The 9,861-nt window shown below is 70.4% G+C and carries 8 protein-coding genes; 6 read left to right on the plus strand and 2 right to left on the minus strand.

The window, feature by feature from the left end; genetic code table 11:
* The 4 genes from A7A76_RS21485 to A7A76_RS21500 form a co-directional block, all read left to right on the plus strand.
* Nucleotides 1-1,372: alpha-L-fucosidase (locus tag A7A76_RS21485; protein WP_206413217.1), on the plus strand; the 1,372-nt coding region annotated here is incomplete at its 5' end.
* 399 nt (nt 1,373-1,771) lie between these two features.
* On the plus strand, nt 1,772-2,731 hold the full coding sequence (locus A7A76_RS21490) for a TerC family protein (protein WP_206413218.1): 960 nt from the start codon (nt 1,772-1,774) through the stop codon (nt 2,729-2,731).
* Nucleotides 2,732-2,868: 137 nt separating this feature from the next.
* Nucleotides 2,869-3,729, plus strand: a complete 861-nt coding sequence (locus A7A76_RS21495; protein WP_206413219.1) for a DNA alkylation repair protein — start codon at nt 2,869-2,871, stop codon at nt 3,727-3,729.
* A gap of 168 nt (nt 3,730-3,897) precedes the next feature.
* A complete protein-coding gene (locus tag A7A76_RS21500; protein WP_206413220.1) occupies nt 3,898-6,546 on the plus strand; it encodes a LysM peptidoglycan-binding domain-containing protein in 2,649 nt (882 codons plus the stop codon).
* 167 nt (nt 6,547-6,713) lie between these two features.
* Here A7A76_RS21500 and A7A76_RS21505 read toward each other — a convergent pair whose 3' ends face one another.
* Nucleotides 6,714-7,808 (minus strand): isoaspartyl peptidase/L-asparaginase family protein, encoded by a 1,095-nt coding sequence (locus tag A7A76_RS21505; RefSeq protein ID WP_206413221.1) that lies wholly within the window; start codon nt 7,806-7,808, stop codon nt 6,714-6,716.
* A complete protein-coding gene (locus A7A76_RS21510) occupies nt 7,786-8,931 on the minus strand; it encodes a cyanophycinase (protein WP_241201108.1) in 1,146 nt (381 codons plus the stop codon). The genes A7A76_RS21505 and A7A76_RS21510 overlap by 23 nt, the downstream gene beginning before the upstream one ends.
* Before the next feature lie 120 nt (nt 8,932-9,051).
* On the opposite strand from A7A76_RS21510, the gene A7A76_RS21515 reads away from it, so the two are divergent.
* Complete coding sequence (locus A7A76_RS21515; RefSeq protein ID WP_206413222.1) at nt 9,052-9,666, plus strand: RNA polymerase sigma factor; 615 nt, start codon at nt 9,052-9,054, stop codon at nt 9,664-9,666.
* The coding region (locus tag A7A76_RS21520) for a DUF4880 domain-containing protein (RefSeq protein ID WP_206413223.1) at nt 9,644-9,861 on the plus strand (218 nt) is incomplete at its 3' end. The genes A7A76_RS21515 and A7A76_RS21520, both read left to right, overlap by 23 nt.

The raw sequence follows: 9,861 nt of genomic DNA on the forward strand, positions 1-9,861 counted from the left end.
CAACGCCGCCGTCGCCGCCGCGCCGCCCGCCGCGCGCCCGCGGCCCACGCCGCAGCAACTGGCCTGGCAACGCGAAGAGCTCGCGTTGTTCGTCCACTACACCGTCAATACCTACACCGACCGCGAGTGGGGCGAGGGCGACGAAAGCCCGCGCGTGTTCGCGCCGACCGACCTCGATGCGCGGCAATGGGCGCGCGCGGCCAAGGCCGGCGGCTTCCGCAGTTTGATCCTCACCGCCAAGCATCACGACGGCTTCTGCCTTTGGCCGACCGCGACCACCGCGCACAGCGTGCGCAGCAGTCCGTGGCGCGACGGCCGCGGCGACGTGGTGCGCGAGTTCGTCGACGCCTGCCGCGGCGAAGGCCTCGGCGTCGGCTTCTATCTGTCGCCGTGGGACCGGCACGAACCGCGCTACGGCAGCGGCCGCGCCTACGACGATTTCTACATCGCCCAGCTCACCGAACTGCTGACGCATTACGGCCCGGTGGTCGAGGTGTGGTTCGACGGCGCCAACGGCGAAGGCCCGAACGGGCGGCGCCAGGCCTACGACTGGCCGCGCATCCACCGCACCGTGCGCAGGTTGCAGTCCGAGGCGGTGATCTTTTCCGACGCCGGCCCCGACGTGCGCTGGATCGGCAACGAGCGCGGCGTCGCCGGTAGCACCTGCTGGGCGACGGTGGACCCGTCGCGGGTGCCGTATCCCGGCTACGACCGGCCCTGGGTCGGCGAAGCGCTGCAGCAGGGCGACCCGCACGGCAGCGCGTGGCGGCCGGGCGAGACCGACGTGTCGATCCGCCCCGGCTGGTTCTGGCATGCGGCCGAGGACGCCAAGGTGCGCAGCGCCGACAACCTGCTCGATCTGTACTGCAGTTCGGTCGGACGCAACAGCAAGCTGCTGCTCAACGTGCCGCCGACGCGCGCGGGGCGCTTCCACGACACCGACGTCGCCCGCCTGGTCGAGTTCGCACGCAAGCGCGAGGCGCTGTTCGCCGGCGGCAATCGATTGGCCGGCGCGCGCGTGCGCGCCAGCGGCGGCGCGGCGCCCGCGCGCGCGCTCGACGGCGACGCGGATTCGTTCTGGCAGGCCGATGCGCGCGAGGCGTGGCTGGAGTTCGAACTGGGCGAGGCGGTCGAGTTCGATTTGTTGTGCTTGCAGGAAGCGATCGCCCACGGCCAGCACGTGGCCGATCATCGTTTTGAGATCTGGCGCGATGGCGGCTGGCGGACGATCGCCTGGGGCTCGACCATCGGCCACAAGCGCCTGGAGCGGTTCGAACCCGTGCGCGCGCAGCGCCTGCGGTTGACGATCGAGCACGCTTACGACCTGCCGCGGATCGCGACGGTCGCCGTCTACCGCAGCCGCCCGACCTGATCGTCCTCACGCGATTCCCCTGTAGGAGCGGCGCGAGCCGCGACCGCGCCACCGCGCCTACGACGCGACCGGCTACCCCGCAGTCGCGGCTCGCGCCGCTCCTACACGGGGCCATCGGCGCCACGCCGCGATCCGGCCCAAGCTGAACGGCAGTTCAGCGGCAACCGTGCTATCGTTCGCGGCAGAAGGGGAGTAGCTCCCGCTGTCGTCGCCGTCACTACGGGCTCACCGCCCCGGTGCGACAGGTGTCCGGACCACCGAACGGTCGTGCGGATGCGAGCAAGACCTTCGCCGCAGCGGCGAAGGCATGTCTCCCGAATTCCCTCCGGACGACGCTTCGCGGCCTGCGGCCTCGAAACCGGCGCGTGCGCGCCTCCAATCGTCTTGCGGGAGAGTCAAATGGAAACCATCGGCAGTCCGATGCTGTGGGGCGCGTTCGCCGCCTTCGTCGTCGTCGCGCTGCTCGTCGATCTGGTGCTGATGCGCCACGGCGGGCCGCACAAGGTCACGTTCAAGGAAGCGGCGTGGTGGAGCGTGGGCTGGATCGCCCTGGCGTTCGCGTTCAACGCGGCGCTGTGGTGGTACGTGAGCCGCGAGTCGGGCGCCGAAGTCGGCAACCGCATCGGCCTGGAGTTCCTGACCGGCTACCTGGTCGAGAAATCGCTCGCGGTCGACAACATCTTCGTGTTCCTGATGCTGTTCTCCTACTTCGCGGTGCCGGAGGAGCAGCGCCAGCGCGTGCTGGTGATCGGCATCCTCGGCGCGATCGTGCTGCGTTCGATCCTGATCTTCGCCGGCGCGCTGCTGCTGGCCAAGTTCCACTGGATCTTGTACGTGTTCGGCGCGTTCCTGGTCTTCACCGGCATCAAGATGCTGATGGCCGCGGGCAAGAGCCCGGACCTGGAGCAGAACCCGGTGCTCAAGTGGATGCGCGGCCATCTGCGCCTGACCGACGACTACCACGACAGCAAGCTGTCGATCATGCGCGACGGCAAGCGCTGGTTCACCCCGCTGTTCGCGGTGATCGCGCTGATCGGCGTGACCGACGTGATCTTCGCGGTCGACTCGATCCCGGCGATCTTCGCCATCACCGCCGATCCGTTCATCGTGCTGACCTCGAACGTGTTCGCGGTGCTGGGCCTGCGCGCGATGTTCTTCCTGCTGCAGGGCATGGCCGACCGCTTCCACCTGCTGCCGTACGGCCTGGCCGCGGTGCTGGTGTTCATCGGCGCGAAGATGCTGCTGATCGACGTGTACAAGATCCCGATCCTGGTGTCGCTGCTCGGCGTGGCCGCGATCATCGGCACGTCGGTCGCGGCCAGCCTGATGCTGCCGCCCAAGCCCGAACCGAAGGCTTGATCTGGATCGACTGGATCGTCTGAATCGTCCGACCGACAGTCGATTCGATGGTTGTAGCGATAGCGGGCCGCGGCGCCGATGGATACATTGGCGCCGCGGCCCTTTCGTTGCCGGCCGCGCCGAACCGGGAGGCCGCCGTGGCCCGAACCGCCACCACCGATGCGATCGCGCACGCTGCGGGCGCGGCGACGAAGCAGGTCGCCGCGAAGAAAGCGCCAGCGAAGAAGGTCGCGGCGAAATCCGCGTCCAAGCCGTCGTCGCCGGCCGGCGAACGCAAGGCCGCGCAGGCCGCATTCGCCGCGCTGCCGCTGGCGCAACGTTCGGCGCAGGCGCTGGACGCGCTGCGCGCCGCGGCCAGCACCGACTACCGCGACGGCATGGCCCGCTTCGCGATCCCGAACGAACGCGCCTTCGGCGTGCCGATGGCCAAGATCCAGGCCGTGGCCAAACGCCTGGGCCGCGATCATGCGCTAGCCGAAGCCTTGTGGGACACCGGTTGGTACGAGGCGCGCCTGCTCGCCGCCTATGTCGACGACCCGGCCGCGGTGACCGCCGCGCAGATGGATCGCTGGGCGCGCGATTTCGACAACTGGGCGGTGTGCGACACCGTCTGCTTCGCCCTGTTCGACCGCAGCCCGCTGGCCTGGCGCAAGATCGAGCAATGGGCCAGGCGCGAAGACGAATTCGTCCGCCGCGCCGCGTTCGCGCTGCTGGCGAGCAAGAGCGTGCACGACAAGCAGGCCGGCGACACCGACTTCCTGCGCGGCCTGGAGCTGGTCGAGGCCTATGCCTTCGACGAGCGCAACTTCGTCAAGAAGGCGGTCAACTGGGCGCTGCGCTCGATCGGCAAGCGCAACGCGGCGCTGCATGCGGCGGCGCTGCGGACGGCGACGCGGCTGGCCGCATCCGCGCAGGCCGCGCCGCGCTGGAACGGCAAGGACGCGTTGCGCGAATTGAACGGCGCCGCCGCCGCGCGTCGCCTGGCGCGGCAGCGCTGAGCCACGCGGGGCCTGCATGCCCGGCCGCAGCGGCGGTTGTGCGCGAATCATCGTTTGGCTTCATGAATACGGGTTTTCGTCGGCGAAAGCCGCGACCCTGGGGCCTTCCCCAGCATCGCCGCGGCGGTGCCGGTGCTAGGGTCGGCGGGTCGACTCCGGAGCTCCGCCATGTCCCTCTTCAGCTTCCTCGATTCGGTCTCGCGCACCGTCCAGCAGCTGGCCGCGCAGCCCAGGCCGGTGCCGCCGGTGCACACCATCGCCCGCGATGAGACCCTGCCGCAGATCGCCGCGCAGTATCGCGGCACGGTGCCGCAGGCGCTGTACGAGCAGCGCATCAAGGACGCCAATCCGCAGGTGCTGAACTGGGACGCGCTGTATCCGGACACGCAGATCGAACTGCCGCCAGCTGAAGCCGACGACCCGCAGGTGCAGACCGTCGCCTACACCGAACAAGCGCCCGGCGCGCCGGCCAAGTCGCCGGAAGTGCAGCGCGTGGACACTGCGGTGCAGGCCGATGCGGCCGGTTCCACGCCGCAGACCCGCGCCGAACTCAAGGCGGCGGTGAAGGCGGAAATGCAGGCGCGCTATCAGGCCGAATTCGACGCGCGCCCGACCGGCGCGGTGTACGACGCCAACGCCATCGACGCCTACGGCCGCAGCATCGCCGACCGCTACGCCGACAACCCGGCCGCGCGCGCCGGCATCGAGGCGGTCAGCCAGGACATCCGCATCGACCACGAAGTCGAGTTCACGGTGATGGTGGCCAACGCCGGCGATCCGAAGTCGGTGGTCAACATCCTCAAGGACCAGTGGTCGAAGATTTCGCCCGAAGCGCGCGAGCGGCTGTCGACCAGCGTCGAGCTGGGCAAGCTCATCAACGAGAAGATCGAGCCGTATGTGGCCGAGCCGTTCAAGGGCGTGGACGGCGGCGGCGATCCCAAGGCGCTGAGGGAGCCGGCCAACGAAGCGTCCAGGCGCCTGGCCGAACTGGTCGACGGCTTGCCGCCCGAGCTGGCCCAGGCGGTGGTGACGCAGAACATCGACACGGTGATGCGCATCACCGAGGTCAAGCCGATGTACGCCGGCGAGAAGTTCGGCGGCACTTCTTACGCCAATATGGCCAAGGTCGCCGAAGCGCTCGGCGATTCGCCCGCGGGGCTGAGCCTGCGTTCGGACATCGCCGCGTCCTACGTCGCTCATTCCGGCGACTGGCGCGGGCAGGGCATCCCGTTCCAGGAGAACATCGCCAACGCGATCCGCGACGGCATCGGCCCCGGCCTGGCGCTGGACATGGCCAGGCAGTTGCAGGCCAAGGGCGAGAACGAACTCGCCGGCGCGTTCCTCGGCGGCGTGAGCCACGGCGCCGAGCTGCTGCAGCAGCGCATCGAAGGCAATCTCGGCGACTACAAGGAGATGATGGGCGAGCTGTCGCGCCTGCTGAAGTACTCCGAAGGGCTGCCGCCGGAACAGTTGAACAAGGCGGTCAACGATTATCTCGCCGCCAAGGGCAAGGACGATCCGGATTGGCTGAGCAAGTACCAGTCGCTGGAGAAGAGCCTCGCCGCCGACGGGCGTTTGTTGCAGCAGACGCTCGGCGGCTTGAACGCGCTGCCGGCCGAGGTGAAGGCGACCAATCCGCAGCTGATGGACCAGATCAAGGCCATCGCCAACGACGACGATACCTTGCAGGCGTTCGGCCTCGCCGCCGGCAGCGACGACCGCTTCCTGGTCGGCGCCGACGCCGATTCGACCGCGGCGCTGTTCGACACCACCAAGGTGTCGAAGGAAGGCGCCGAGTACCTCAAGCGCCTGTCCAGCCAGGCGATCAACCAGAACGCGATGAGCGTGTTCGCCGATGTCGATCCGGCCGATCCGGCCAGCATCGCCGACGGCAAGACCCGCTTGCAGGCGCTGAGCCGTCAGTACGCCGGCGCGTTGGGCAAGGACGCCGAGCAATATGGGCGGGCGATCGGCGAGCTTGAGAAGCTGCTCGACGTGCCCGCCGGCGACACCCAGGCGATGGCGACCCAGCTCAACCGCTTCCACACCGAGCTGCAGGGCATCGAGGGCTTTGGCGCGAAGGAGCCGGCCGGCATCACCTTCCGCGCGCTCGGCGTGGCCGCGGCCGGCCTGGCGTTCGGCAAGTCCACCGCCGACGCCATCGACGATCCGACCTGGGCCAACCAGATCGCCGCGTTCGGCGATGCCGCCGGATTGGTGAAAGACGCGCGCGATCTGCTGACCAACCCCGCCGCGCAAGCGGTCGACCGCAATTCGCCGGCGGCGATGGAAGCGCTGGAGGGCGGGCTCAAGCGCTTCGAGAACGTCAACAAGGTGCTCGGCGTGGTGTCGGCGGTGGGCGACGTGGCCAAGCTGGTCGACGCGCTGCTGTCGGACCGTCCGCTCAAGGGCGTGGAGGCCGGTCTGTACGGGCTCGGCGCCACCGGCACGGTGATCATGGCGGTGTCGACCGGCCCGGTCGGCGCGCTGGTCGGTTCGGTGATGATCGGTGTGTCGGTGTTCGGCCAGGCCTCGCTGGGCGATTACCGCGACAAGCAGGGCAAGGTCGAGGGCTCGATCAAGTTCCTGCAGAGCGCCGGCTTCGATGCCGATGCCGCGGCGGTGCTCAGCGACCAGGGCGAGGACGAGTACTACCTGGCGGTGCCGACGGTGCCGTTGATCATGGAGGCGGCGCGCGACAACCGCATCGGCGCCGGCAAGCCGCTGGAAGGGCAGGAGGCCATCGACTTCATCAACGCGATGCCGCGCGACAAGCTGCAGGTGATGGTCAACCAGTTGCGCATGGCGCATCGCTGAGGCGATGCAGGAGCGCACACGGCCGCCGCGCCGCTCGCGGCCGCGCCCTGTGGGAGCGGCGCGAGCCGCGACCGCGGGGTCGCCGGTCGCGCCGTAGCTGCGGTGTCGCGGTCGCGGCTTGCGCCGCTCCTACAGGGGGAGTTGCGGCAGCGCGGATGGCGGGGGCTTCAGCGCCCGGCCGGTTCGGCCAGCGCCTCGTCCTTGAACAGCGCCACGTGCGGCACGCCGTCGGCGCCGATCCAGCCGCGGTACATGCCTTCGGTGTTGAACGGCAGGGCGAACTCGCCGTTGGCGCCGAGCACGATCGCGCCGCCGTCGCCGCCGGCGGCGGGGATGTCGCGGTCGATCACGCCCTCGGCCGCTTCGCGCACGCTCTGGCCGGCGTAGCGCATGCGCGCGCAGATCTCGTGCGCAGCCACCGCGCGGATGTAGTACTCGCCCCAGCCGGTGCCCGACACCGCGCAGCGCGCATCGGCATAGGTGCCGGCGCCGATGATCGGCGAATCGCCGACGCGGCCGTAGCGCTTGTTGGTCATGCCGCCGGTGGAGGTGCCCGCGGCGAGGCGGCCTTCGGCATCGAGCGCGACCGCGCCGACGGTGCCGAAGTGCCTGGCGGTTTCCAGGTCGGCGTGGGCCTGGCCCGAGGCTTCTTCCTTGAGCGCCTTCTGCAATTGCTGCCAGCGCTTTTCGGTGCGGAAGTAGGACGGGGCGACCAAGGTCACGCCGGCTTCCTTGGCGAAGGCTTCCGCGCCGTCGCCGACCAGCATCACGTGCCTGGATTTTTCCATCACCGCGCGCGCCAGCACGATCGGGTTCTTGACCCGGTGCACGCCGGCGACCGCGCCGGCGCGGCCGCTGGCGCCGTCCATCAGCGCCGAGTCGAGTTCGTTCTTGCCGTCGTGGGTGAACACCGCGCCGCGGCCGGCATTGAACATCGGCGCGTCTTCCAGCACCACGATCGCCGCGCTGACCGCGTCCAGCGCCGGCTTGCCCGCGGCGAGCGCGGCGTGGCCGGCGCGCAGCGCGCTTTCCAGCGCGGCGCGCGCGTCTTTCTGATCCTGTTCGCTCAAGCCGGCGCGTTCGACGCCGGCGCCGCCGTGGATCACCAGGACGGGTTTGGCGGCAGCGGGCTTGGCGACAGCGGGCTTGGCCGCGGCGGGCTTGCCCGCCTCGGCGGCCCAGGCCGCCGGCGCCAGCGCGATCGATCCCAAAGCAAACGCGCAGCAGGCGCGGTGCAGGTTACGGCGCAACGAGTTCGTCATCATCGGCTCCATAAGACAAGTTCGGCAGCCGCAGGGCGTCGCGCGCGGCGTCGCCGTCGGCGGGGCCCTCGCGCAGGATCAGCTGCCCGGACTCGACATCATAAAGCTCGACGAACGCCGGCCGCTCGACCTTGAAATCGCGCATGCGCAGCACGCTGCCTTCGCCGACGCCGATCACCGGCACCGCGCGCTGGCTCAGCGGTTCGCCCTGGGCGAAGGTCTGCGCCGGCTGGCGCGGCTTGACCAGCCAGACCTTGCCGCCGTTGCCGCTGAACACGCTGCCTTCGCCGTGCGCATCGATGCACAGCGCGGTGTACTCGTCCACGCCCAGGCCGACCAGGTCGCGGCGGCCGTATTCGCTGGACAGCCGCGCCAGGAACGCGATCAGCCGGCCCAGCCGCTGGCGCTTGCCGAAGTGGCTGTCGGTGATGACGTTGTGCAGGTAGGGCAGGTGCAGGAAGTCGTCGACCATGGTCAGCTTGGGCCCGGCCGGGTCTTCCAGCGCGGCTTGCGAGACCACGCTGCCGCCGTCCATCGCGCCGTAGGAATACGCGCCCAGGATCGCCAGCCCGGCGCTGGTGCCGCCGATCGGCTTGCCCGCGCGCACGTGCGCGTCGAGCGCGCGCGCCAGCGGCGTGTCCTTCCAGTAGCGCACGTAGCGCGACTGGTCGCCGCCGGCGATGAAGATGCCGTCGGCGCGGCGCACGATGTCGAGCACCTGCGGGTCGCTGGCGGCGCGGCGGTCCTGGAACACCAGGGTCTGCGCGCCGGTGATGCCGCCGATGTCGTGGAAGAATTCGTTCTGCGCCTCGACCGTGCCGGACGCGCGCAGGATCACGATGCGGCCGTGGCCGGCGCGTTCGGCCATCCAGGCGAACGCCTCGCGCGGCCATTCGCCGCCGCCGACCAGCATCAGCCCGGCGCGGGTGGGCTGCGGACGCGGCGCGTCGGTGCGGCCGATGTCGTAATAGCGGTAGCCGTCGCGCTGCGCTGGGTCGGCGCCGTCGGCAGGCGCCTGCGCCTGCGCGTTCAGGCCGGCGAACGCCAGGCCCGCGGCCAGCCACAGCCCGGCCAGGGTCTTGCGCCGCAGCGCGGCCAGGGACCACATCGACGAACTGCGCATCGCACGCTCTCCGAAACGGGATCTGTACATCACGACGAAGCAGGGCGGCGCGATCCCCCATCGCCGCGCGCATCGCGCCGGCCGGATGCGCGGCGCGCGGGGCTGGGCTAATGTCGGCGCATGGACAACGATCTGGACGCGTGGTTCGCCGCCGACATCCTGAGCCACGAGGCGGCGCTGGTGCAGTATCTGCGCCGGGCCTGGCCGCATCCGGACGAGGTCCACGACCTGCGCCAGGAAGTCTATGTGCGCGTGTACGAAGCGGCCGGCAAGGCCCGCCCGCACCAGCCCAAGTCGTTCCTGTTCGCCACCGCCCGCCACCTGATGACCGACCGCCTGCGCCGCGGGCGGGTGGTGTCGATCGAGCCGGTGGGTGATTTCGAGTCCTTGAACGTCTTGATAGACGAGTGCTCGCCCGAGCGCCGGCTCGGCGCGCGCCAGAACCTGCGCCGCCTGGCCGAGGCCTTCGACCGTCTGCCCGAACGCTGCCGTGAGGCGGTGTGGTTGCGCCGGGTCGAGGAACTGCCGCAGAAACAGGTGGCGCAGCGCATGGGCATCACCGAGAAGACCGTGGAGAAGCAGATCGCCAAGGGCATGCGCCTGCTGGCCGAGCACTACTTCGGCGGCGAGGCGACGGGCAGGGACGAGGAGGCCGCCGCGGCCGCGTACGCACGCGCGCGGCGGATCGCGGCGGACGACGGGAATCAGGGATATGGCGGCCAGCAGGGAGATTGAACACATCGCCGCGCAATGGCTGGCCCGCCGCGAAAGCGGCGAGTGGCCAGCTGCGGCGCAGGCCGAGCTCGACGCCTGGCTGGCGCGCGCGACCGCGCACCGGGTCGCGTTCGTGCGCCTGCAGGCGGCGTGGACGCAGGCGGCGCGGCTGAAGGCGCTGGCCGGTGCGGGGCCGGACGCGAACACGGGCGCTGC

The sequence above is a fragment of the Lysobacter enzymogenes genome (genome assembly GCF_017168095.1).
Taxonomy (GTDB): domain Bacteria; phylum Pseudomonadota; class Gammaproteobacteria; order Xanthomonadales; family Xanthomonadaceae; genus Lysobacter; species Lysobacter enzymogenes_D.

Bases quoted from the DNA above. Each gene is read 5' to 3' on its own strand.
- A7A76_RS21490 (WP_206413218.1), top strand. From the start codon at position 1,772: ATGGAAACCATCGGCAGTCCGATGCTGTGGGGCGCGTTCGCCGCCTTC.
- A7A76_RS21500 (WP_206413220.1), top strand. From the start codon at position 3,898: ATGTCCCTCTTCAGCTTCCTCGATTCGGTCTCGCGCACCGTCCAGCAG.
- A7A76_RS21505 (WP_206413221.1), bottom strand. From the start codon at position 7,808: ATGACGAACTCGTTGCGCCGTAACCTGCACCGCGCCTGCTGCGCGTTT.
- A7A76_RS21510 (WP_241201108.1), bottom strand. From the start codon at position 8,931: ATGCGCAGTTCGTCGATGTGGTCCCTGGCCGCGCTGCGGCGCAAGACC.
- A7A76_RS21515 (WP_206413222.1), top strand. From the start codon at position 9,052: ATGGACAACGATCTGGACGCGTGGTTCGCCGCCGACATCCTGAGCCAC.